The following is a 21,705-nucleotide window of genomic DNA, read 5'->3' as shown; positions in this document are numbered from 1 at the left end:
TGACTTTGCGCGCGGGCGTGGGGTGCAGATCAAGAACCAAGGCCATGGCTTTGGTGCGAAAGAGAGGCCAGCGTGAGCAACCCAGACAGCTTTATCAGCGAGGTCACCGAAGAGGTCCGGCGTGATCGGCTTTACGCGATTTTCCGCAAATATGGCTGGATCGGCGCTGTGATCGTGCTCGGCGTCGTGGGCGGCGCGGCCTATACCGAATGGACCAAGGCGCGCGATGCGGCGCGGGCGCAAAGCTTTGGCGATGCGATGCTGGATGCGGTCGATCTGGGCGCACCCGAAGACCGCGCGCAGGCAATGGCGGCGATCCCCGCCGATGGCGGGCAGATTGCGCTGAAGGATCTGATGCTGGCCACCGATGCGGGCAGCGATAAAGCAGCGGCGCTGGCGGCCTTGGATAAGTTGACGGCCGATCAAAGTCAGCCGCAGGTCTACCGTGATCTCGCGGTTTTGCGCCGGGTGATGCTGGCGGGCAAGGATCAGCCGATTGCGGATCGGCGTGCAGCACTTGAGTCGATTGCGGTGCCGGGGCGGGCGTTTCGCACTTTGGCCGCCGAGCAGCTGGCCTATCTGCTGATTGAAGATGGCAAGAAAGACGATGCGATTGCGGCGCTGGCGGCGCTGATGCAGGATCAGGATGCACCGCAGGGTCTGCGCCAGCGCGCGGGCCAGATGATCACCGCTTTGGGGGGCACGCCGCCGGAACCAAAGCCCGCCGCCGACAACGCGGCTGTGGATGCGGGCTAAATGCCTTTGGGCGCAGTTGAAGAAATCTGGGAGTGTTTTGCGTGATGACCAGCGGCAAGATCGGGATGGCGGGGCTGATGCTGTGCATTGGGCTGGCTGGATGCGAAAAAGACGTGATCCTTGAGGGGACGCGTTTTCCGGTGCGCGCGCCGCTTGAAGATTCGGTCGCGCTTGAGGGGCAACCGGCCCCTGTCGCCACGTCGCTAGAGCCCGCCAATACCGCGGTGCCCATCGCGCTGCCGGGCGCATCCGCCAATGCTGAATGGAGCCATCGCGGCGGCAACGCCCGTCATGCCTCTGGCAACGGCGCGTTGTCGGCCAATCCTGCGCGGGTGTTCAGCGTCAATATCGGCGCAGGCGACAGCAAGCGGTCGCGGATCGCAGCCTCGCCAGTGGTCTCGGGCGGGCGGGTGTTCACCATGGACGCCACAGCGCAAGTGACGGCGGTCTCGACCGGTGGCGCGGCGCTGTGGACGGCGAATATCACGCCCGAATCCGGTGAGGCCAGCAATGTGACGGGCGCCGGTTTGGCCGCCAGTGGCAACCGGGTTTACGCGACCTCGGGCTATGGCGAGTTGGTGGCTTTGGATGCCAGTACGGGCGGCATCGCATGGCGGCAACGCTTTGACAGCCCGATCACCGGGGCACCCACGGTTGTGGGCAATGTGGTTTACGCGATGGGCCGCGATGGCTCGGCTTTGGCGGTATCCGCCGATACCGGCAAGCAGCTTTGGCAACAGGCGGGTGCGCCAAACTCCAGCGGTATGATCGGCACGGCCTCGGTTGGGGTGGGCGACAATGAAGTGGTGTTGCCGTTTGCCAGCGGGCAGATTTCGGCGGTGCAGGCGGCTTCGGGCGATCCGATCTGGAACGCCGGGGTTTCCGGCCAGCGGTTGGGTCGCAGCTATGGCGGCATGGGCGATGTGACGGGCGATCCGGTGATCGTCGGAAACACGGTCTACCTTGGCACCGCAGCCGGGCGCACCGTGGCGATTGACATGACCACGGGCGGAAGGATTTGGACGGCGAATGAGGGCGCGTTGAACCCGCCCTTGGTGGTGGGAGGCTCGGTGTTTGTCGTCAACGACGAAGCCCGTCTGGTGCGGCTTGATGCGGGCACGGGTGCGGTGATCTGGTCCATCGAGATGCCATATTACGTCAAGGACAAGCCGAAGAAGCGCCACGCGATCTATGCGCATTATGGCCCGGTGCTGGCGGGCGGGCGCATCGTTGTGGCATCAAGCGATGGTAGCTTGCGCGGCTTTGATCCGACCAATGGCAATCAGGTTTACAGCGTCGAAATTCCGGGCGGTGCGGCCTCGGCCCCGGCTTTGGCGCAAGGTTTGCTGTTCGTGGTCGGCGGCAACGGCCAACTTCACGCTTTCCGTTAGGGCTATCCCCGTGTATGGGGGCAGCTTGGTTATACCCGGACGCCTGAAATGAGCTTTACCCTTGCCATCGTTGGCCGCCCCAATGTGGGCAAATCGACCCTGTTCAACCGCTTGGTTGGCCGCAAACTGGCGTTGGTCGATGACCAACCCGGCGTGACGCGTGACTTGCGCGAAGGCGACGCCAAGCTGTTAGATCTGCGCTTTACTGTGATCGACACGGCGGGCTTGGAAGAAATCACCGACGACAGCTTGCAAGGCCGGATGCGGCGCTTGACCGAACGTGCGGTCGATATGGCCGATGTCAGCCTGTTCGTGATTGATGGCCGCATGGGCGTCACGCCGTCCGATGAGATCTTCGCCGACATCCTGCGCAAAAAGGGCGCGCGGGTGATCTTGGCGGTGAACAAGGCCGAAGGCAGCGCAGGTGATGCAGGCGCGATTGAGGGCTGGTCGTTGGGTCTGGGAGAGCCGCTCAGGATTTCTGCCGAACATGGCGAGGGCATGGACGATCTCTACCGCCTGCTGCTGCCGCTGCAGGGCGAATTTGCCGAGCGTGAGGCCGAGAATACACCTGACACCGAAGTCGATGTGTCCGAGGAAGAAGCTGAACTTGAAGAAGATATCGAAGCCTTCCGCCCGACCGCCAGGAAGCCTCTGCAAATCGCAGTGATCGGTCGCCCGAACGCTGGAAAATCAACGCTGATCAATAAAATCCTCGGCTATGATCGCCTGCTGACCGGGCCGGAACCGGGCATCACCCGCGATGCGATCTCGGTCAAGGCGGAATGGCTCGGCACGCCGATCAAGATTTTTGACACCGCGGGGATGCGCAAACGCGCGCGGATCAACGAGAAACTCGAAAAGCTCTCGGTGTCCGATGGCATCCGTGCCGTGCGCTTTGCCGAGGTGGTCGTGGTGCTGCTCGACGTCGATATCCCGTTTGAAGTGCAAGACCTGCGCATCGCCGATTTTGCCGAAACCGAAGGCCGCGCCGTGGTGATTGCGGTGAACAAATGGGATCTTGAGGACGAAAAGCAGGAAAAGCTGGCCGAACTCAAAGAGATGTTTGAACGCCTGCTGCCACAGTTGCGCGGTGCGCCGATGATCACCGTCTCGGGTAAGACTGGCCGGGGTCTTGACCGTCTGCATGATGCTATTCTCGCCGCCCACACCGTGTGGAACAAACGCATCCCGACCAACCGTCTGAACACCTGGCTGGGTGCTATGGTCGAATCGCATCCGCCACCCGCGCCACAAGGCCGCCGCATCAAGCTGCGCTATATGACGCAAGTAAAGCAGCGCCCGCCGGGCTTCATTGTGATGTGCAGCCACCCCGATGATCTGGCCGACAGCTATCGCCGCTATCTGGTGAACGGGTTGCGCGAGCATTTCGCCATGCCGGGCACGCCGATTCGCATCACCTTTCGCTCACAAGCCGACAAAAACCCGTTCCGCAATCCGAAATTCCACACGCCCAGCCGCTTGCGCAAACACAAAGAAAAGAACACCGGGCAGTAGGCTAGGGTGAAAATATAAAGCCACCGATCCCGTCAAGGATCAGTGGCTTTTTCATTCTTTGGCGATAACTTGACTGATAAAACCACAACATATTGTGGAAAATGCCTCACTAACCGACCAAAAACACAAGTCATTCCCCGCTGGGAGAGATTTTCACGCCGTACTCAAGCGCTTTGCCGACGCAACTGTGCAGCTGTGACCAGCGCCATCAGCACCGCTCCTGCAACGGCTGCATAAGCGACTGTCGGGTTCACGCCCCAGCTTTTCACCACAATCCCCACAATCGCCCAAACTAGCGTTGCGCCGTAAATCGGCAGGTTGGGGCGGTTGATCTGAACCGTGACGCCAATGACCAGCACAATCCCTAACATCGCAAGCGCCGCTGTGGTGTCCGGCAAAATGCCATAGCCCGCCAAGATCACGCCGGTTGACACAGCCGATGCCGCCGTCAGCCAGCCCGCATAGATCGCAAGCGGCGCGGACAGCAGCCAGCGATCCTGCGCGGGGTCGGCGATCACATAGGCATAAACCGCCAAAGCCGCCATCGCGACGATCACAACTGCCGCCGGAATGGGTGAGGCGACAGCGATGGCAAGCCAGACCGTGCCCAAGGCGACCGACAGCGTCAGCGGCACTGCGGGTTTGACGAACGCCAGATCACCCCGGCGTTTGATCACGCCAAAGGCGGCATGCGCGATCAGCCATAAATAAATCAGCCCCCAGATCGCAAACGCGTAGCCCGCAGGCTGCACGCTAGGGTTTTCGATCTGAACCGGAAACGTTGCCGGATCATAGCCCCGGAACGACGGCGTGAAAGCCGGTGCTATCGCAAAAGCAAGCGTGGCGAGCAGCAGGGCGGGTTGGATGATGCGTTTCATGAATTGATTACGACTGAGAATGGTTGTGGTTCACTCTAAAACGCCTGCCGCCGAAATCCTCGTCTTGCCGCGCAGGTAAGGGTGCAGCGCGCTTGGCAGATCGACCGAACCATCGGCCTGCTGGCCATTCTCCAGCACCGCGATCAGGCAGCGGCCAACGGCAAGGCCGGACCCGTTCAGTGTGGCCACAAACTCCGGCTTGCCACCCGGCACTTTGAAGCGGGCATTCATCCGGCGGGCTTGAAACTGACCGCAGGTGGAAACCGAGCTGATCTCGCGGTACTTGTTCTGCCCCGGCAGCCAAGCTTCAAGATCATGGGTTTTCTGCGCGCCAAAGCCCATGTCTCCGGTACACAGCACGATGGTGCGGTAGGGGATTTCCAACTTTTCCAAAATCGCTTGGGCGCAGGTGGTCATCCGCTCGTGTTCCGCCAAAGCGGTGTCGGGGGTGCAGATTGTGACCATCTCGACCTTCTCAAACTGGTGCTGGCGCAGCATCCCCGAGGTGTCCTTGCCCGCAGACCCTGCTTCCGAGCGGAAGCATTGGGTATGCGCGGTCATGCGGATCGGCAGCGCAGCTTCGTCAAGCGTGTCGCCTGCGACGGTGTTGGTCAGGGTGACTTCGGAAGTGGGGATCAGCCACCAGCCGTTGGTGGTCTGGTAACTGTCTTCGGCGAATTTCGGCAGCTGATTGGTGCCAAACATCGCGTCGTCTTTAACCAGCACCGGGGTCCAGGTTTCCTGAAGCCCGTGCTCCTCGATATGCGTATCCAGCATGAACTGCGACAGCGCCCGGTGGACGCGGATCACGGCCCCTTTCAGCACCACGAACCGCGCGCCCGAGAGTTTGGCGGCGGTCTCGAAATCCATACCGGGTTTGACGCCTGCAATCTCGAAATGCTCGACCGGGGTGAAATCGAAATTGCGCGGGCTGCCCCAGCGACGGATTTCAACATTGCCTTCCTCATCCGCGCCGTCGGGGACTTCATCAAGGGGAAGGTTCGGGATCGCCATCAGAAGGTCGCGCAGTTCGCGGTCGAATTGGTCGGCTTCGGCAGCAAGAGCGGCCACTTCGGATTTCTTCTCGGCGACGAGGGTCCGCAGGCGGTTGAATTCGGCCTCATCGCCGCGTGCTTTCGCGCTTCCTGCCTCTTTCGAGGCGGCGTTTTGCAGCGCTTGCGCGGTCTCGGAGGCGAGGATTTTGCTGCGCCGGGCTTCATCGAGTTTCAGGATTGTGGCAGAGATGCCCGACAGGCCACGGCGGATCAAAGCGGCTTCAAAAGCGGCGGGGTTCTCGCGGATGGCGCGGATATCGTGCATGGCTGGCCTCTTGAAATCAGAATGGGCAGGTTATGCCCGATTTGGGTCGCAAGGGGAAGGGCGGGTTGACCACGCGTGGACAGGCAGGGGCCTCATGTTATTTCAACGGCTTGCGCATAGACGTTCAGGCTTTATTTTCCAATGTGGGCGGAGCACAGGCGAAATGCCGGTGATTTGGGCAGAGGTGTTTTGCACCGGATTGTAAACGCAGAGTTGCCGAAGCTTGGGCTAGGCGCAACGGGCGGATTAGGCTATGGCCGAAGCAGAGGTATGAGGTTGGTTTGGCAGGCGCGGGTGTGAAAGCGGGATACAGGCGGTCGGTGGACCTTGCGCGGTTCGCTGCGGCCTTTGGCATTGTCTGGGACCACGCCCGCGCGCCCTATGCCGATATTGGCTATACCGCACTGGCGCTGTTTCTGGTGCTGACCTCGTTTCTGGCGGTGGGCTCGTTTGAACGCTCGGACGGTCAGCGATTCTGGTTGGCCCGCGCGCAGCGGATCGCTTTGCCGTGGCTGTTCTGGTGCGTGTTTTTCCGGGTGGTGTTTGAGGTGGTGTCGGATGAGCCGTTTCAGCTGCTGTCAGACCCGTGGACACTGCTGATCGGGCCGTCGATCCATCTGTGGTTTTTGCCGTTTGTGATGATCTTTCTGGTCACGATTCCGTGGGTGTCGCGGTTTATTGACCGCCCGGCGCGGATGTATCTAGCGGCAGGGTTGCTGGTGGTGGTGTCGATCCCTTTGGGCCTGCTGCACGCCAAACTGGCACCGCAAGCCTGGTTCATCAATCCGGCGGGCTTTCCGCAACCGCTGCCGCAATGGTTTTTCTCGCTGCCGCTGTTCTGGTTTGGCGCGATCTTGGCTGTTGGCAAGCGCATGGGGCTGGTCTGGCCGGTGATTGTGGCGGCGGCGCTGATCAGTGGGATTTTGTACAACCGCAGCCCGGAATTTGCCTCGGTGCAGATGATCCTGGTGGCGGTGATTTTTGAGGCGGTCTGGCGGGTGAATATCAAAGGCACTTGGCCGACTTGGCTGGCCGGATTTGCTTTTGGCATCTATCTGTTGCACCCCGCGACGATGCTGGTGGCGTTCAAGCTGTTCTCTGACACGGTGGACCGCAGTTTTGCGGCTGTGTTCGCCTTTGCTCTGGCTTGGGCGTTGACGGCGGTGTTGCAGCGGGTGCCGGGGTTTAATCGGTTTTTGTGACGCTGTGCGCGTTTCAGCGTTGAACTGGGGGTTTCACACCCCCATGCCACTGGTCTGTCGAACCTTTGGCGATACCAATGGCAAACCTGTGGGATATTTGCGCACAGAGGATGACAATTTTGGACAAGATTTAGCGAATTTGTGGGGTGGGGGCTGCAACGCGCCGATCAAGCGCCTAGATCGGCGTTGGCTTGCCTATCCGCCAGAGCGCGGCTAGGGTGCCCGCCGACAAATCAGGGGGAATGTCCCCGAAATGAGAGGACTTCCATGTTCGTGACCCCCGCTTTCGCGCAAACCGCTGGTGCCGCTGGTGCAGGCTCGGCTTTCGCGTCGTTCCTGCCTTTGGTTCTGATCTTCGCGATCATGTATTTTCTGCTGATCCGTCCGCAGCAAAAGAAGATGAAGGATCTGAAGGCGATGGTCGATGGCTTGCGCCGCGGCGATCAGGTGCTGACCCAAGGCGGCATCATCGGCAAAGTCACCAAAGTGGGCGACGATGGTGTGCTAGAGGTCGAGATTGCCGAAGGTGTGAAGGTGAAAATGCCGCGTCACACCATTTCTCAGGTGATGAACAAGACCGAACCTGCGAAAGCAGTGTAAGGTTTCGACCTGCTGCCTGCGTTGCTGCGACCCGATGCTAACCCAAGCCCGACCCTAACCTGAGACAAAACATCATGCTCTATTCGCCGCTGTGGAAGCGCCTTTTGATCCTTGCGCTTTGCGCTTGGGGGATTGCAGCGTCGCTTCCCAACCTGTTCTACACCGAAGTTGAGGCGCATAACGACGCCGCCACCGCGATTGCAGCCAATGCTGGGGTGGCCACACCCGAACAGACGGCGGATCTGGCGAAATGGCCGTCATTCCTGCCCTCGGCCTTGGTCAATCTCGGCTTGGATTTGCGCGGCGGCGCGCATCTGTTGGCCGAAGTGCAGGTGGCGGATGTCTATGCGCAGCGCATCGACAGCCTGTGGCCGGAGGTGCGTGACGCGTTGCGCGATGTGCGTGATCAGGTCGGGGCGATACGGCGGATGCCGTCGGTGCCGGGGGTGTTGCGGGTGTCGGTTGGCAATGCGGGTGGCATGGCGGTGGCGGTGGCAAAGGTGCAGGCTTTGGCCTCACCCGTGGTCAGCCTGACAGGGGTGGGCCAGAAGGATCTGGAGGTTACAACCGAGGGCCAAGAGATTGTGGTGCAACTGTCGGAGCCTGAACGGGTGGCGACGGATACCCGCACCATGCAGCAAAGCCTTGAGATCATTCGGCGCAGGGTGGATGCGGTCGGCACGCGCGAGCCTACGATTCAGCGCGAGGGCACCGACCGGATTTTGATTCAAGTGCCTGGTTTGGGCTCGGCGGCTGAATTGAAGGCGATCATCGGCACCACGGCGAAACTGACGTTTAACACCGTGGTCGGGCGCACCAGCAATCCGGCCGCCGACCCGGGTCCGCGCAATTCACTACTGGCCTCGTCGGACGAAAAGGATGTCTATTACATCGTCGCCGATGAGCCGGTGGTGTCGGGCGAGGAGTTGACCGACGCACAACCGTCGTTTGACCAAAACTCGCGCCCTGCGGTGAGTTTCAAGTTCAACGTCTCAGGCGCGCGGAAGTTTGGCGAATATACCTCGGCCAATATCGGCCAGCCGTTTGCGATCGTGCTGGATGATAAGGTGATCTCGGCCCCGACGATTCAAAGCGCGATTCAGGGTGGCTCCGGGATTATCACCGGCAGTTTCACGCTGGAGGAATCGACCAATCTCGCGGTGCTGCTGCGGGCGGGGGCACTGCCTGCGAAGATGAATTTCCTGGAAGAACGCACGATTGGGCCGGAGCTGGGCCAAGACAGCATTGATGCGGGCAAAAAGGCGGCGGTGATCGGCGTGGTGGCGGTATCGCTGTTCATGCTGGCCTCGTATGGGTTGTTCGGGCTGTTCGCCAACATCGCACTGGTCATCAACATGGCGCTGATTTTCGCGGTGCTGTCCTCCATCGGTGGCACGCTGACGCTGCCGGGGATCGCCGGGATCGTGTTGACCATCGGCATGGCGGTGGATGCCAACGTGCTGGTCTATGAGCGGATACGAGAGGAATTGCGGGTGCATAAAACCACGGCGCGGGCGATTGAGATCGGTTACGAGCGGGCGATGTCGGCGATCATTGACGCCAACATCACCACGCTGATCACCGCTGCCGTGCTGTTCTTCCTAGGTGCGGGGCCGGTGCGCGGCTTTGCGGTGACTTTGGGGATCGGCATTATCACCTCGGTGTTCACCGCGCTGCTGGTGACGCGGCTGATCATTTCGGCTTGGTTCAACTGGCGCAAGCCCACTGAAATCGTGGTGTAAGGAGATACCTGATGGCTTGGCGTTTGCGACTTGCACCCGAGAAGACCAATATCGACTTTTTCAAACACCAATGGCTGACCTTTGGCGGCTCGGTGCTCTTGATGCTGGCGGCGTTCCTGTTCTGGGGCACCGAGGGGTTGAACTACGGCATCGACTTTAAGGGTGGCACCACGTTGCGCACCGATTCGTCGCAGCCGATTGACGTTGGCGCTTACCGTCAGGCGATGGACGGGCTGCCGGTGGGCGATGTGGTGATCACTGAGGTGTTCGATCCGTCGTTCCGCGCCGATCAGCATGTGGCGATGATCCGGTTGTCCTCGGTCGAGGCAGATCAGGCGGTGAGTGAGACGGAACTTGCGGCGGTGAAAGCTTCGCTGTTGAAGCTGGACCCGGCGATCAAGTTTGTCTCGGAAGAAACCGTCGGGCCGAAGGTTTCCGGCGAGTTGGTCTATACCTCGATCCTCGCGATGGTGGTCACTTCGGTGGGCATCATGCTGTATATCTGGATGCGGTTTGAATGGCAGTTCGCCTTGGGCGGGGTTTTGGCACTGCTGCATGACGTGTTCATCACGGTGGGGATTTTCGCCTTCTTCCAGATCAAGTTCGATCTGACCATCGTGGCGGCGCTGCTGACGATTTTGGGCTATTCGATCAATGATACTGTGGTGGTGTTTGACCGGCTGCGGGAAAACTTGGTCAAATACAAAACCATGCCGCTGCGCGATGTGATGAACCTGTCGGTGAATGAGACGCTCAGCCGGACGCTTATGACCTCGATCACCACCCTGATCGCGGTGGGCTCGATGATGGTGTTTGGCGGCGATGTGATCCGGGGCTTCTCGTTTGCGATCTTCATGGGGGTGATTTTGGGCACCTATTCCTCGGTCTACGTAGCAAAAAACATCGTGTTGATGATTGGCTTGGACCGCAGTGAAAAGCCGAAGAACGGCAAGCCGTCGGATCACGAATTCGCCAATATTGACGCCTAGATCATGCGCCTGACCGAAATCACCTACGGATCAGCCTTGGCGATTGAAAGCTATGGGCCGGGGTTTTTTCGGGTGGGCCACCATGTCTTGCGGGGGCCAAGCCTGATCACGCCGTGGGATGCCGGGGCGTGGAGCGGGTTTGACGATCTGGCGGGGCCATTGTCTTTGGCGGGCAAGATTGATGTGTTGCTGGTGGGGCTGGGGGCGGAGGTTTCGGTGATCCCCAAGGCGTTTCGGCTGGCTTTGGAAGCGCAGGGCATTGGGGTGGAGCCGATGAACACGCCCGCTGCCTGTCGGACGTATAACGTGCTTTTGGGCGAGGGCCGCCGCATCGCTGCGGCCCTGTTTGTGGTTTAACACCAAGCTGCCCCAGATTTGACCGGGGCCTCATGGGTTATGAGGCGAGGCCCCGGCTCAAGGCCGGGGTGGCGTAGTGTAGATGGTTCGGGTTGAGCGACTACCAAGACCCGTGTACTTCTGGGGCAATCAGGCGCGTGTAAATCTCACGCGCCTTTTCCATGGTCGCAGGCGGCAGCTCGGCCAGAGCATCGGCTTTCGCGTTGGCTTGGGCCTGAGCAGGTGATTTCGCGCCGGGAATCACCACCGTCACTGCGTCTTCCATCAAAATCCAGCGCAGGGCAAATTCGGCCATCGTCGCCCCCTGAGGCACCAACGGGCGGAGTTCTTCGACGGCTTGCAACGCGATATCATAGGGCACGCCGGAGAAGGTCTCACCCTTATCAAACGCCTCGCCATTGCGGTTAAAGGCGCGGTGATCGTCAGCGGCGAATTGGCTTTGCGCGGTCATTTTTCCGGTCAGTAGGCCAGAGGCGAGCGGTACGCGGACGATGACAGCGACGTTTTGCGCTTTGGCGGCTTTGAAGAATTGCTCAGATGGGCGTTGGCGGAACAGATTGTAGATGATCTGCACCGAGACAACGCCGGGGTTTTTGATCGCGGTCATGGCTTCAGCAATGGTCTCGACCGAGACACCATAGGCGGCGATTTTGCCTTTGGCTTTGATGGCGTCGAGGGCTTCGAACATCGCGGGGTTGCTGTAGACCGGGGTGGGCGGGCAGTGCAGTTGCACAAGGTCCAGACACTCGACGCCCAGATTTTGCAATGAACGGTCAATGAATGCCTCAATCGCGGGCCCAGTGTAGGCCTCGGCGGTATGCGGGTTCAGGCGGCGTCCGGCTTTGGTGGCGACAAAGGGGCGCTCACCTTTGCGCTCGGCCAAAACCTCGCGGATGATGCGTTCAGAGCGGCCATCACCGTAGACGTCGGCGGTGTCGATGAACGTAACACCTGCATCAAGGCTGGCGTGTAGCGCTGCTTTGGCGTCATCTAAGCTGACTTCGCCCCAAGTGCCGCCGATGGCCCAAGCGCCAAAGCCAAGCCGGGTGGTGGTTTTGCCGGTGCGGCCGAAGGGGGTGGTGGATAGGGTCATGGGTGTCTCCTGTTTGGCAGCCACTATAGGGGATGGGATGGGAAAGGCCATGCTGTCGCAGGGTCTTTTCGCATTGAGCGCGATGGGTTAGGGGTGGGGCATGGACATGCAGGTAAGCGATCTTGCCGTCGCGCGTGGCGGCGTGGCGGTGCTGGAAGGGGTGACGTTTCGGCTGATGCCGGGGCGGGTTTTGGTGTTGCGTGGGCCGAACGGCATTGGCAAAACCACCTTGCTGCGCAGCTTGGCCGGATTGCAGCCCGCTTTGGCGGGTAAGGTGACGGTAGCCCCCGAGGCTTTGGCCTACGCCGCCCATGCCGATGGCGTCAAAGCGGTGCTGACGGTGGCGGAGAACCTGCGGTTTTGGGCGGCGGCTTATGGCACAGATTCGGTGGCGCAAGCGCTGGCCGAGATGAACCTTGAGTCGCTGGCGAACAGGCGGGCGGCGCATCTGTCAGCGGGGCAAAAACGGCGGCTTGGGCTTGCGCGGTTGCTGGTCACCGGGCGGCCGATCTGGCTGATGGATGAGCCGACGGTGTCGCTGGATGCAGCGTCGGTCGCGTTGTTTGCGCGCGTGGTGGCGCGGCATCTCGGCGCGGGGGGCGCGGCGCTGATCGCCAGCCATATTGATCTGGGGCTTGAGGCCGAGGTGCTGGACCTGACGCCGTTCAAGGCGCGCAGCCCTGCGGCGGGCGGGCGTTTGGGTGCCTTTGACGAGGCGTTTGAATGATCGCGCTGCTGATCCGGGATTTGCGATTGGCGATGCGGGCGGGCGGCGGCTTTGGCCTTGGCCTTGCGTTTTTCCTGCTGGTGGCGGTGATTGTGCCGTTGGGTGTGGGACCCGAGCCGAGCGTTCTTGCGCAGATTGCGCCGGGAATTCTGTGGGTGGGGGCGCTGCTGGCGTGTCTTTTGTCGCTCGACCGGATTTTTGCGCTGGACTATGAGGATGGCAGCTTGGATTTGCTGGCGACCTCGCCGATGCCATTGGAGGCCGTGGTGGCGGTGAAATCGCTGGCGCATTGGCTGGTGACGGGCCTGCCGTTGGTACTGGTTTCGCCGGTACTGGGGGTGCTTTTGAACCTTGAGGCTGCGGGGTATGTTTGGTTGGTGGCCTCACTGGCGCTGGGGACGCCCGCTTTGTCGGTGATCGGGGCGTTTGGCGCGGCGCTGACTGTGGGGGTGAAGCGGGGCGGGTTGTTGATGAGCCTGCTGGTGCTGCCGCTGTATATGCCGACGTTGATTTTCGGTGCCGAAGTTGTGAAGCGCGGCGCGGCGGGTTTGGCAGTAGGCACGCCCTTGGCGTTGTTGGCGGGGATCACGGGCGGCGCGGTGGCTTTGTTGCCGTTTGCCTCGGCTGCGGCAATCCGCGTCAACCTGCGTTAAGTCGGCTGTGCTAGGTTTGCTATGATGAGGATAACGATGTCGATCTGGGAATATGCGAATCCGAAGCGGTTCATGCAGACCTCTGGCCTGCTGCTGCCTTGGGTGACCGGGGCGGCGGTGCTGTGCCTTGTGATCGGGCTGGTCTGGGGCGCGTTTTTCACCCCGGATGCGGATAAGTTCGGCTCGACCGTGAAGATCATCTACCTGCATGTGCCAGCGGCGATGATGGCGATTTCGGCTTGGATGATGATGCTGGTCGCGTCACTGATCTGGCTGATCCGGCGGCACCATGTCAGCGCGCTGTCGGCCAAAGCGGCGGCGCCGATTGGGCTGACCTTCACGCTGATCGGTCTGGTAACCGGGGCAATCTGGGGCCAGCCGATGTGGGGGACGTGGTGGGCCTGGGACCCTCGGCTGACCTCATTCCTGATTTTGGCGCTATTTTATCTCGGCTATATTGCGTTGTGGGAGGCGGTGGAGGACCCGGATACAGCGGCTGATCTGACGAGCGTGTTGTGCATCGTGGGTTCGGTTTTCGCGTTCCTGTCGCGCTATGCGGTGCTGTTCTGGAACCAAGGGCTGCATCAGGGCGCAAGCCTGTCTCTGGACCGTGAGGAGCATGTGGCGGATGTCTATTCCTCGCCGCTTTATGTCTGTATCGCCGGGTTCATCCTGCTGTTCGTGACGCTGGTGTTGCTGCGCACCCGCACCGAAATCCGCGCACGAAGGGTGCAGGCGCTGCTGGCGCGGGAGCGGTTGGCATGATGGAGCTGGGCAAATATGCCGGTGCGGTGATCGGGTCGTATGCGGCTTCGGTGGCGCTGATTGTGGCGCTGGTGGCGCTGTCGATCTGGAAAGGCGCGCGGGTGAAGCGGGCTTTGAGCGAGGTTGAGGCGCGGGCAGAGATAGCGAAAGCGAAGAAGAAAAATGGCTAAATGGCTGATGTATCTGCCGCCCGTGTTGTTCGCGGGGCTGGCGGTGATGTTCTATGTCGGTATGCAGCGCAGCGATCCGCAGAATCTGCCTTCGGTGTTTATTGACAAGCAAGCCCCAAGCCTGAACGCGGGTGTTCTGCCGGGGTTTCCGGCACTGACCGATGCTGATCTGCGCACGGGTAAAGTGACGGTGGTGAACTTTTGGGCCAGCTGGTGCCCGCCGTGTCGGGCCGAGAATGGCACGCTGAAGGCTTTGGCGGCGGAAGGGGTTCATGTGGTGGGTGTCAATATGATGGACCGCCCGGATGATGCGGCGGCGTTTTTGGCGTCGGATGGCAATCCGTTTGCCGCCATCGCCTTTGACCCCAAGGGCAAGACCCGGCTGGATTGGGGTGTGACTGCGCCGCCCGAGACCTTCATTCTGCGTGGTGATGGCTCGGTGGCTTACAAGTTTATCGGGCCGATGGTGGGCGACGATTACCTGCAACGCTTCCGCCCGGAGTTGGATAAGGCGCTTGCAGAATGAGCCCTCACCGCATGAGCGCGCGCTGGGGTTTGTTTGTTGTGTCGATTCTGGCGGCTGGCCCGGCCAGCGCGAAACCCGGCACGCCCGGCCCGGCCTATTTCACTGGCAGTTATGAACGCATAGGCCGGCTTGGCGGCGGCATCGCGGCTTTGCAGAATGACCGGGTGACGATTGCGCCCGAGGGTCAAGGCGTGGTGATCGCAGGGTGCACGGGGGCGGCGCTGACGATGGGCTTTGGCCCGGCTTTTGAAGTCACCAACCTGATGACGGGAAGTCAAGCCGGAGTGACGGTGGAGTGTTTGTTTCACAATAACGGCTATAACCGCCCGATCCTGACCTGCCGTGCCGCCGATGGCGCAGCGTTCACCCTGTGGCCGCTGCCTGCAACTGCGCCGAGTTGTGGCGGCTGATCAGGCCAGCAACAACGCAAGGCCGATCAGCAGCATCACAGATAGTTCCCCGAGAGGCAGGGCTTCGATGACTTGGGCGCAGATCCGGCTGTGAACTGCTTCTTGCGGGGCAAGCGGCGGAAAGGGTTGAGGCATAGGCGCATCTTTCTGAAACCATGTAATCATGATATTACTGAGAACTTAACAAGAACATAAGCGCGGATGCTCTTGGCTTGATCGCTTTGGAAACAAACTGTTGCGCCCCACATCAAAGATGCAGGACGCAAACGGGCGTGTGTCGCACAATCAGTCGAGTAAGCTACAGATCAGCAGCACCCAAAAGGCTGCACCGCCAGCAATGCAGGGCAAAATCCACCAACTTGTTTTGTCATTTGGTTCGTCTTCCGGCTTAGGCACTGATATAATGGCGATATTCGACGACAGGTATGGTATTTTTAATGGCGCGCGCGACGATGGATTTTGCGATGTGACCCACGAGAAACTTGCGCGCCGGTGACATGACATAGTGCGCCTCCTGAGTGCTAAGGTCGGGAAATAGGGTCATGATCTCAAACCGATCATCGGCGGACATGGACGCCATTGCCACTGGGCCTATGAAGAACGACTCGGTCGCAGCGCCATTGGAAATCAGCAATTCATGGCTGTCGAGCAACAGATGGAAGTAGGTCACGGGGGCATCGCTTTCGACAACCGAGATGCCTTCAGCCGCCAAAAGATGCTTGGCAGCAGCCAAAACCTCGCGCTCACCGACCATACGTTGGGCAATGTGCGAGCGGATCAGGCATCGGTGCTGTGGCGAAACCTCAAGCGGGCGCAGCGGCAGGCCATTTCCCAACGCGCCAATCTCAATCCGGATCGGGCGCAGTTGCGGGGCCATTTGCAGTTGGTGGGCCGACAGCCGGCGCGTGCCTATCCAGCGGATCGGGCGAAAACCATTGTCCACCGTCAACACTTCGTCGCCGATACACAGATCTTCGACCGCGATTTCTCCGGCTCGGGTCATAATCATCGTGCCCGCCGTGAAGCAAGGCACGAAAGGCAGCGAGCCCCCTGCGGTCAGCGAAATCGTCAGCAGCGCATTATTTTGGACATATTGCAATGGGTTGGCGAGGATCAGGTTGACCGCTGCCCGCAGCGGCAGCGGAATCGGACCACTGAGTGCTGCGACCAACTGGGTGGTCAGTGAATCCAGTAATGCGGCCGGATCGGCTTCAGAGCCATCGGCATTGTAGAAGTGCAGCATCTGGTTGCCGTTCACATCCAACAGGGCTGTTCGTACGGGAGTGCTAAGTTGGATATTGGCAAGGGTGATGCCCAGAATGGTGACTTTCACCCCGGCATAAGACAGTCCGGTGCCCAACAAATCAGCCGGCGCACCGCCAATGGTCGCATCTTCCGACGCATTCCACGCGCCATTGTTGGGGTTGGAATCGTCAAATGTGACGGTTGTTTTTGTGGATGTGCTGAAATTGGTAAAGCTCAGCACTTGGCTTTGACCCAGAGTGAGCAAAGCTCCTTGGTTATCATATAGCTCAATATCTCTTGTGCGGTCCGGCATGACAGTGCCTCCTAAGCCGGGGGTAAAACACCCCGGAGTTGATTCTGTCCCCGTGATCAGATTAACCCAATTGGCCTGTGAAACAATTAACAACTAATGCGTGTAAATCTAATTCCTAAAGTTGTTCGAGAAAACTTGTTCATACTGTGGCAGCGTCTGCCCGGCCCAACAGAGCTTTGATTGTGGAAATTCTGATATGTTTGATATTATTGTTTTTTATCAACAAGTTGATGATCGTACCTGATCAAAGGCAACATCGGATCGCAGGGATATGCTGCGTTGCGGAGGCAGTAATGAGGCGGATTATGTTGTTTGTGGAAACAAATCGTTCGAATAATTGCATCAATAGTACGTTGAATCAGAGTATCGCGGATCAAATTAAACCCAATAAGCACCCCGAGGGGTGCTTATCTCTTCACAATCTATGGATGAGTTGTAAACTTAACGCGACGCCAGATCGCGCAGAACATAGTGCAACACGCCACCATGTTCGACGTATTCAATCTCGATCTCGGTGTCGATGCGGCACTTGATGGCGATGGTTTTAACAGTGCCATCGCCGTAGGTGATGCTGCAGGGCAAGGTGGACAGCGGCTTAAGATCGCCCGCCAGACCGTCGATGCTGACCACTTCGTCACCCTTCAGGCTCAAGGTTTTGCGGGTTTCACCGCCAGTGAACTCGAACGGGATCACCCCCATGCCGACGAGATTGGAGCGGTGGATGCGCTCGAACGACTCGGCGATCACGGCTTTGACGCCCAGCAAAGCGGTGCCTTTGGCGGCCCAGTCGCGCGACGATCCCGCGCCATATTCGATGCCGCCGAAAATCACCAAGGGCGTGCCCTCGGCTTGATAGGCCATCGAGGCGTCGAAAATGCTGGTCTGCATGCCGTCCGGGCCCTTGGTGTAGCCGCCTTCAACGCCGTCCAGCATCTCATTCTTGATGCGGATGTTGGCGAAAGTGCCGCGCATCATCACCTCGTGGTTGCCACGACGGGCACCATACGAGTTGAACTCGGACACCGGAACTTGACGTTCGGTCAGATACTTACCCGCCGGGGTGCCCGCTTTGAACGAACCTGCCGGGCTGATGTGGTCGGTGGTGATCATGTCACCCAGCAAGGCCAGCACGCGGGCGTTGTGGATGTTGCTGATCACGCCCGGCGTTTTCGCCATGCCGCGGAAGTAGGGCGGGTTCTGGATATAGGTCGAGGACGCGGGCCAATCGTAGGTTTCCGAATCCGTGACCTCAACCGCCTGCCATTTCTCATCACCCTTGAACACGTCGGCGTATTTCTTCTGGAATGCGGCGCGGGTGACGGTGGCTTCGACAAGGTCAGAGATTTCCTTGTTGGTCGGCCAGACGTCTTTCAAGTAGACCGGGCCATTGGTGCCGATGCCCAAAGGCTCGGTGGTGAGGTCGATGTTCATATCGCCCGCGAGCGCGTAGGCCACGACCAGCGGCGGCGAGGCCAGATAGTTGGCGCGCACATCGGGGGAAATTCGGCCTTCAAAGTTGCGGTTGCCGGACAGCACGGCGGTGGCAACCAGATCGCCCTCGGAAATCGCTGCCGAAATCGCAGGGTCGAGCGGGCCAGAGTTGCCGATACAGGTGGTGCAGCCGTAGCCGACCAAGTTGAAGCCGACCGCATCAAGGTCTTCTTGCAGGTTGGCGGCGTTGAGGTATTCGCTGACGACCTGCGATCCGGGGGCGAGCGAGGTTTTCACCCAAGGCTTTGATTTCAGCCCCAAAGCCCGGGCTTTTCGGGCAACCAGCCCTGCGCCGATCATCACATAGGGGTTCGAGGTGTTGGTGCAGGAGGTGATCGAGGCGATCACCACTTTACCGCTCGACATGGTGAAATCATGGTCCTTGACCGCCACTTCGGTGCCCAGCGGACGCTTGAACGAGGCCGCCATCTCAGTGGCGAACGAGGCTTTCGCGTCGGTCAGCGGCAGGTAATCCTGCGGGCGTTTCGGGCCGGAAATGGCCGGAACGATCGTGCCCATATCGAGGCTGAGGGTGCTGGTGTAGATCGGATCATAGCTCGCGTCGCGCCACATGCCGTTGGCTTTGGCGTAAGCTTCAACCAGTGCAATGCGGCCTTCGTCGCGCCCGGTGTTGCGCAGGTAGCGGATGGTTTCACCGTCGATCGGGAAGAAACCGCAGGTCGCGCCATATTCCGGCGCCATGTTGGCGATGGTGGCACGGTCAGCCAAGGGCAAGCGGTCGAGACCGTCACCGTAAAATTCGACAAATTTATTGACCACGCCGTGCTTGCGCAGCATCTGCACGACCTTCAGCACCAGATCGGTGGCGGTGGTGCCCTCAACCATCTCGCCGGTCAGTTTGAAGCCGACAACCTCGGGGATCAGCATCGACACTGGTTGGCCCAGCATCGCAGCTTCGGCCTCAATGCCGCCAACACCCCAGCCCAACACGGCGAGGCCGTTAACCATGGTGGTATGCGAGTCGGTGCCGACCAGAGTATCCGGGTAGGCGACAAGGTTGCCGTCTTGGTCTTTGTCGGTCCAGACGGTTTGCGCCAGATATTCAAGGTTCACCTGATGGCAAATCCCGGTGCCCGGAGGCACCACGCGGAAGTTGTTAAACGCGTTCTGACCCCATTTCAGGAAGACATAGCGCTCCATATTCCGCTCGTATTCACGGTCAACGTTGGCTTGGAAGGCGCGCGGGGTGCCGAATTCGTCGATCATCACCGAATGGTCGATGACCAGATCCACAGGTGCAAGCGGGTTGATGCGCTGTGCATCGCCGCCAAGGCCCTTGATGCCGTCACGCATTGCGGCCAAGTCAACCACTGCCGGAACGCCAGTGAAATCCTGCATCAGCACGCGGGCAGGGCGGTAAGCGATTTCGCGCGGGTTCTTGCCCGCCAGTTTGCCCCAATCCGAGAACGCCTTGATGTCATCGACCGACACGGTCTTGCCGTCTTCAAAGCGCAACATATTCTCCAGCACCACTTTCAACGCGGCGGGCAGACGGCTGAATTCGCCCAGACCTGCGGCTTCGGCGGCGGGGATCGAGTAATACGAAACGCTTTGTCCGCCTGCGGTCAAAGTTTTGCGGATTTTGCTGCTGTCGTGTCCAACGGTGACGGTCATGTGGCCTCCTGCGGTTGACGGATTGCTGTGGCTTTGCCCTAAGGGCGCGCGCGGTGCAAGGGAATCATCTCTGGTCTTGCGGTAATTGTATGCAATGGTATGCTGAAAATCCAGTGTGTAATGCGGTCGTTTGACTTGGTTTGAACGGCATCCTTGGAACGGTTGTGTGACTATACTGTAATATCGGCTCGCAAAACCTTGATTGGCGGCGGTGTATCCACATCATGTAGAACAAAAACCGGGCCCAAAGATCGGAAAACACCATGTCGCACCATATTTTCAGCACAAAAGGTATGGGTTTGATCGGTGGCATGATGCTGTGCGCCACGACAGCACTGGCCGAATCTGAGCAGGGGGTTGTGGTCGAACTTTACACCTCGCAAGGCTGTTCGTCTTGCCCGCCCGCCGATGAATTTATGGCCAAGCTGGCGCAGACGCCGGGGGTGATCGGGCTCGCGCTGCATGTCGATTATTGGGATTACATCGGCTGGACCGACACCTTTGGTCAGGCCAGCTTTACCGAGCGGCAAAAGGCCTATGCCCATGCGGCGCGGGAAAAGATGATCTACACACCGCAAATGATCGTGGCGGGGGCTGCGCGGGTGGCGGGCAATCAGCCGAGCGAAGTGGCTGCGGCATTGGCGGCGATCAAGCCCAGCCCGGTGACACTGTCTTTGATCCGGAAGGGCGGTGATCTGGTGATCAACGCCAGTACGGCGCAAGCTTTGGCCAGCCCAGTGATCGTGCAACTGGTGCATTACACCGACCACGCTGAAGTGGCGATTGAGCGCGGCGAAAATTCGGGGCTAAAGGTGGTCTACAACAACATCGTCACCTCGTGGCAGAAGGTGGGCGATTGGTCTGGCGTTGAGCCTTTGCAACTGGTGACGGCGGCGGGCACTGGCCCGGTGGTGGTGATCTTGCAAGCTCGCGCTCCCAATGGCGTTGGCCCGGCGCAGATTGTCGCGGCGGCCCGGTTGAAGTGATTAACGCCAGCGCCGGTTCCCTCAGAACCTCCTGCTCAGCGCCAGCGGCGATGAATCCAGAACCCCAAGCAGATTCAGCGCCAGCGGCGATGAATCCAAAACCATTGACCGGGATGGGCTTTGACCCGGGCTTCCAGGCTGCGGGTCAGTTGAGTGGTCATCTCCAGCGCGGTGGTATGCGGGATCGGGGCTTCGAGATCCACCTCAAAGCTGAGGCCATCAGGCTGGCGTGTGGCATAGAACGGGATCAGATCGGCTTTATAGCGTAAGCTGAGGTCAGCGGCTGACAAAGCGGTGCGGGCAGGCTCGCCCAAGAATTTTATCTGATCGCTGCCGGCGCGCTGATCGAACAGCAAGACCAAAAGCCCGCCCGCCTTCAGATGTTTGACGAATCCGGTGGTGCCAGCACGGCCCTGCGGAAAGATCGGGCCGCCAAACGCCTGCATGGTGCGGACGTAATGCGCGTTGAAATAGCTGTTCGACATCGGGCGATACAGGCCGCCGATGGTATAGCCTTGCGCCACAAGGCAGGCGCGGGCGGCTTCATAATTGCCGAAATGCCCCGAGACGAGGATGACCGCGCGGCCCTCGGCCTGTGCCTTGGCCAAAGCGGCGACGCCCGGCCCTTGTGGGATCAGGTGCGACTGCCGCGCCAGAAATCCTGCGGTTGAATAATTTTCAATCAGCGTTCTTCCAGCATTATCAAGTGCTTCCGATGCGATTTTCTTGCGTTGCTTTAAGTCCATATCCGGCCAGATCAACGCCAGATTGGCCATCGCCCGCTGCCGATAGCCCGCAATGCGCCCCACCGGGCCGCGCAATATCGCGCCCATGAGCGGCACCCGCCAGCGATAGGGCAGCGCCAAGCCCAAGCCGATCAGGCCGCGCACCGCAAGGTTCTGCGCGAAGGCAAGAGGCTGAAAAGGTGTTACGGACAT

Annotated in this window: 22 protein-coding genes; 15 read left to right on the top strand and 7 right to left on the bottom strand. The window is 60.0% G+C overall.

Annotation, left to right across the window (positions count from 1 at the left end; genetic code table 11):
* The first annotated feature begins 72 nt into the window (after positions 1-72).
* From ACP7AP_RS07405 to der, 3 genes are read left to right on the top strand one after another with little or no spacing between them, the layout of a single operon-like run.
* Positions 73-756: a hypothetical protein gene (locus tag ACP7AP_RS07405; RefSeq protein WP_426033561.1), complete on the top strand. Its 684-nt coding sequence runs from the start codon at positions 73-75 to the stop codon at positions 754-756.
* Positions 757-800: 44 nt separating this feature from the next.
* On the top strand, positions 801-2,147 hold the full coding sequence (locus ACP7AP_RS07400; RefSeq protein WP_426033560.1) for a PQQ-binding-like beta-propeller repeat protein: 1,347 nt from the start codon (positions 801-803) through the stop codon (positions 2,145-2,147).
* Between the two features lie 48 nt (positions 2,148-2,195).
* Positions 2,196-3,665 carry a ribosome biogenesis GTPase Der gene (gene der, locus ACP7AP_RS07395; RefSeq protein WP_426033559.1) on the top strand — a complete coding sequence of 490 codons (1,470 nt, stop codon included), beginning with the start codon at positions 2,196-2,198 and terminating at the stop codon, positions 3,663-3,665.
* 164 nt (positions 3,666-3,829) lie between these two features.
* On the opposite strand, the gene ACP7AP_RS07390 is transcribed toward der, so the two are convergent.
* Both ACP7AP_RS07390 and serS read right to left on the bottom strand, forming a co-directional pair.
* Positions 3,830-4,543, bottom strand: a complete 714-nt coding sequence (locus ACP7AP_RS07390) for a hypothetical protein (protein ID WP_426033558.1) — start codon at positions 4,541-4,543, stop codon at positions 3,830-3,832.
* A 30-nt stretch (positions 4,544-4,573) separates the two neighbouring features.
* A complete protein-coding gene (gene serS / locus ACP7AP_RS07385; protein ID WP_426033557.1) occupies positions 4,574-5,863 on the bottom strand; it encodes a serine--tRNA ligase in 1,290 nt (429 codons plus the stop codon).
* A 281-nt stretch (positions 5,864-6,144) separates the two neighbouring features.
* Here serS and ACP7AP_RS07380 point away from each other — a divergent pair, with 281 nt between their 5' ends.
* From ACP7AP_RS07380 to ACP7AP_RS07360, 5 genes are all read left to right on the top strand, one after another.
* Positions 6,145-7,065 (top strand): acyltransferase family protein, encoded by a 921-nt coding sequence (locus tag ACP7AP_RS07380; protein WP_426033556.1) that lies wholly within the window; start codon positions 6,145-6,147, stop codon positions 7,063-7,065.
* Positions 7,066-7,332: 267 nt separating this feature from the next.
* Complete coding sequence (yajC, locus tag ACP7AP_RS07375; RefSeq protein ID WP_426033555.1) at positions 7,333-7,665, top strand: preprotein translocase subunit YajC; 333 nt, start codon at positions 7,333-7,335, stop codon at positions 7,663-7,665.
* Between the two features lie 74 nt (positions 7,666-7,739).
* Positions 7,740-9,407, top strand: coding sequence for a protein translocase subunit SecD (secD, locus tag ACP7AP_RS07370; RefSeq protein WP_426033554.1), 1,668 nt, complete (start codon positions 7,740-7,742; stop codon positions 9,405-9,407).
* 11 nt (positions 9,408-9,418) lie between these two features.
* Complete coding sequence (gene secF, locus ACP7AP_RS07365) at positions 9,419-10,396, top strand: protein translocase subunit SecF (protein WP_426033553.1); 978 nt, start codon at positions 9,419-9,421, stop codon at positions 10,394-10,396.
* A gap of 3 nt (positions 10,397-10,399) precedes the next feature.
* The gene (locus ACP7AP_RS07360; protein ID WP_426033552.1) at positions 10,400-10,753 is read left to right on the top strand and encodes an Mth938-like domain-containing protein; all 354 of its coding nucleotides are present in this window, start codon (positions 10,400-10,402) and stop codon (positions 10,751-10,753) included.
* Between the two features lie 100 nt (positions 10,754-10,853).
* Here ACP7AP_RS07360 and ACP7AP_RS07355 read toward each other — a convergent pair whose 3' ends face one another.
* Positions 10,854-11,846 carry an aldo/keto reductase gene (locus tag ACP7AP_RS07355; protein ID WP_426033551.1) on the bottom strand — a complete coding sequence of 331 codons (993 nt, stop codon included), beginning with the start codon at positions 11,844-11,846 and terminating at the stop codon, positions 10,854-10,856.
* Between the two features lie 100 nt (positions 11,847-11,946).
* Between ACP7AP_RS07355 and ccmA the strand changes: the two genes are divergently transcribed.
* The 6 genes from ccmA to ACP7AP_RS07325 are packed head-to-tail and all read left to right on the top strand — an operon-like array spanning position 11,947 to position 15,097.
* On the top strand, positions 11,947-12,573 hold the full coding sequence (ccmA, locus tag ACP7AP_RS07350) for a heme ABC exporter ATP-binding protein CcmA (protein WP_426033550.1): 627 nt from the start codon (positions 11,947-11,949) through the stop codon (positions 12,571-12,573).
* Entirely contained in the window at positions 12,570-13,226 is a 657-nt protein-coding gene (ccmB, locus tag ACP7AP_RS07345) for a heme exporter protein CcmB (protein ID WP_426033549.1), read from the top strand. Before ccmA ends, ccmB begins: the two co-directional genes overlap by 4 nt.
* Positions 13,227-13,262: 36 nt before the next feature.
* Positions 13,263-13,991: a heme ABC transporter permease gene (locus ACP7AP_RS07340; protein ID WP_426033548.1), complete on the top strand. Its 729-nt coding sequence runs from the start codon at positions 13,263-13,265 to the stop codon at positions 13,989-13,991.
* Positions 13,988-14,161 carry a heme exporter protein CcmD gene (ccmD, locus tag ACP7AP_RS07335; RefSeq protein WP_426033547.1) on the top strand — a complete coding sequence of 58 codons (174 nt, stop codon included), beginning with the start codon at positions 13,988-13,990 and terminating at the stop codon, positions 14,159-14,161. Before ACP7AP_RS07340 ends, ccmD begins: the two co-directional genes overlap by 4 nt.
* The gene (locus ACP7AP_RS07330) at positions 14,154-14,687 is read left to right on the top strand and encodes a DsbE family thiol:disulfide interchange protein (protein WP_426033546.1); all 534 of its coding nucleotides are present in this window, start codon (positions 14,154-14,156) and stop codon (positions 14,685-14,687) included. The genes ccmD and ACP7AP_RS07330 overlap by 8 nt, the downstream gene beginning before the upstream one ends.
* Complete coding sequence (locus ACP7AP_RS07325) at positions 14,684-15,097, top strand: hypothetical protein (RefSeq protein WP_426033545.1); 414 nt, start codon at positions 14,684-14,686, stop codon at positions 15,095-15,097. The genes ACP7AP_RS07330 and ACP7AP_RS07325 overlap by 4 nt, the downstream gene beginning before the upstream one ends.
* Here ACP7AP_RS07325 and ACP7AP_RS07320 read toward each other — a convergent pair whose 3' ends face one another.
* The 3 genes from ACP7AP_RS07320 to acnA form a co-directional block, all read right to left on the bottom strand.
* On the bottom strand, positions 15,098-15,232 hold the full coding sequence (locus tag ACP7AP_RS07320) for a hypothetical protein (RefSeq protein ID WP_426033544.1): 135 nt from the start codon (positions 15,230-15,232) through the stop codon (positions 15,098-15,100).
* A gap of 253 nt (positions 15,233-15,485) precedes the next feature.
* Positions 15,486-16,355, bottom strand: a complete 870-nt coding sequence (locus ACP7AP_RS07315) for a Hint domain-containing protein (protein WP_426033616.1) — start codon at positions 16,353-16,355, stop codon at positions 15,486-15,488.
* Between the two features lie 741 nt (positions 16,356-17,096).
* Entirely contained in the window at positions 17,097-19,781 is a 2,685-nt protein-coding gene (acnA, locus tag ACP7AP_RS07310; protein ID WP_426033543.1) for an aconitate hydratase AcnA, read from the bottom strand.
* A gap of 263 nt (positions 19,782-20,044) precedes the next feature.
* On the opposite strand from acnA, the gene ACP7AP_RS07305 reads away from it, so the two are divergent.
* A complete protein-coding gene (locus ACP7AP_RS07305; protein WP_426033542.1) occupies positions 20,045-20,767 on the top strand; it encodes a DUF1223 domain-containing protein in 723 nt (240 codons plus the stop codon).
* Positions 20,768-20,841: 74 nt separating this feature from the next.
* Here the strand turns inward: ACP7AP_RS07305 and ACP7AP_RS07300 are convergent, their stop codons facing one another.
* The gene (locus ACP7AP_RS07300) at positions 20,842-21,705 is read right to left on the bottom strand and encodes a lysophospholipid acyltransferase family protein (protein ID WP_426033541.1); all 864 of its coding nucleotides are present in this window, start codon (positions 21,703-21,705) and stop codon (positions 20,842-20,844) included.

It is taken from the genome of Cypionkella sp. TWP1-2-1b2, from assembly GCF_049896245.1.
Classification (GTDB): domain Bacteria; phylum Pseudomonadota; class Alphaproteobacteria; order Rhodobacterales; family Rhodobacteraceae; genus Cypionkella.
This window is presented reverse-complemented; position numbering and strand designations above follow the sequence as displayed.

Bases quoted from the DNA above. Each gene is read 5' to 3' on its own strand.
- ACP7AP_RS07400 (WP_426033560.1), top strand. From the start codon at position 801: ATGACCAGCGGCAAGATCGGGATGGCGGGGCTGATGCTGTGCATTGGG.
- der (WP_426033559.1), top strand. From the start codon at position 2,196: ATGAGCTTTACCCTTGCCATCGTTGGCCGCCCCAATGTGGGCAAATCG.
- ACP7AP_RS07390 (WP_426033558.1), bottom strand. From the start codon at position 4,543: ATGAAACGCATCATCCAACCCGCCCTGCTGCTCGCCACGCTTGCTTTT.
- serS (WP_426033557.1), bottom strand. From the start codon at position 5,863: ATGCACGATATCCGCGCCATCCGCGAGAACCCCGCCGCTTTTGAAGCC.
- yajC (WP_426033555.1), top strand. From the start codon at position 7,333: ATGTTCGTGACCCCCGCTTTCGCGCAAACCGCTGGTGCCGCTGGTGCA.
- secD (WP_426033554.1), top strand. From the start codon at position 7,740: ATGCTCTATTCGCCGCTGTGGAAGCGCCTTTTGATCCTTGCGCTTTGC.
- secF (WP_426033553.1), top strand. From the start codon at position 9,419: ATGGCTTGGCGTTTGCGACTTGCACCCGAGAAGACCAATATCGACTTT.
- ACP7AP_RS07360 (WP_426033552.1), top strand. From the start codon at position 10,400: ATGCGCCTGACCGAAATCACCTACGGATCAGCCTTGGCGATTGAAAGC.
- ACP7AP_RS07355 (WP_426033551.1), bottom strand. From the start codon at position 11,846: ATGACCCTATCCACCACCCCCTTCGGCCGCACCGGCAAAACCACCACC.
- ccmA (WP_426033550.1), top strand. From the start codon at position 11,947: ATGGACATGCAGGTAAGCGATCTTGCCGTCGCGCGTGGCGGCGTGGCG.
- ccmB (WP_426033549.1), top strand. From the start codon at position 12,570: ATGATCGCGCTGCTGATCCGGGATTTGCGATTGGCGATGCGGGCGGGC.
- ACP7AP_RS07340 (WP_426033548.1), top strand. From the start codon at position 13,263: ATGTCGATCTGGGAATATGCGAATCCGAAGCGGTTCATGCAGACCTCT.
- ccmD (WP_426033547.1), top strand. From the start codon at position 13,988: ATGATGGAGCTGGGCAAATATGCCGGTGCGGTGATCGGGTCGTATGCG.
- ACP7AP_RS07330 (WP_426033546.1), top strand. From the start codon at position 14,154: ATGGCTAAATGGCTGATGTATCTGCCGCCCGTGTTGTTCGCGGGGCTG.
- ACP7AP_RS07325 (WP_426033545.1), top strand. From the start codon at position 14,684: ATGAGCCCTCACCGCATGAGCGCGCGCTGGGGTTTGTTTGTTGTGTCG.
- ACP7AP_RS07320 (WP_426033544.1), bottom strand. From the start codon at position 15,232: ATGCCTCAACCCTTTCCGCCGCTTGCCCCGCAAGAAGCAGTTCACAGC.
- acnA (WP_426033543.1), bottom strand. From the start codon at position 19,781: ATGACCGTCACCGTTGGACACGACAGCAGCAAAATCCGCAAAACTTTG.
- ACP7AP_RS07305 (WP_426033542.1), top strand. From the start codon at position 20,045: ATGTCGCACCATATTTTCAGCACAAAAGGTATGGGTTTGATCGGTGGC.
- ACP7AP_RS07300 (WP_426033541.1), bottom strand. From the start codon at position 21,705: ATGTCCGTAACACCTTTTCAGCCTCTTGCCTTCGCGCAGAACCTTGCG.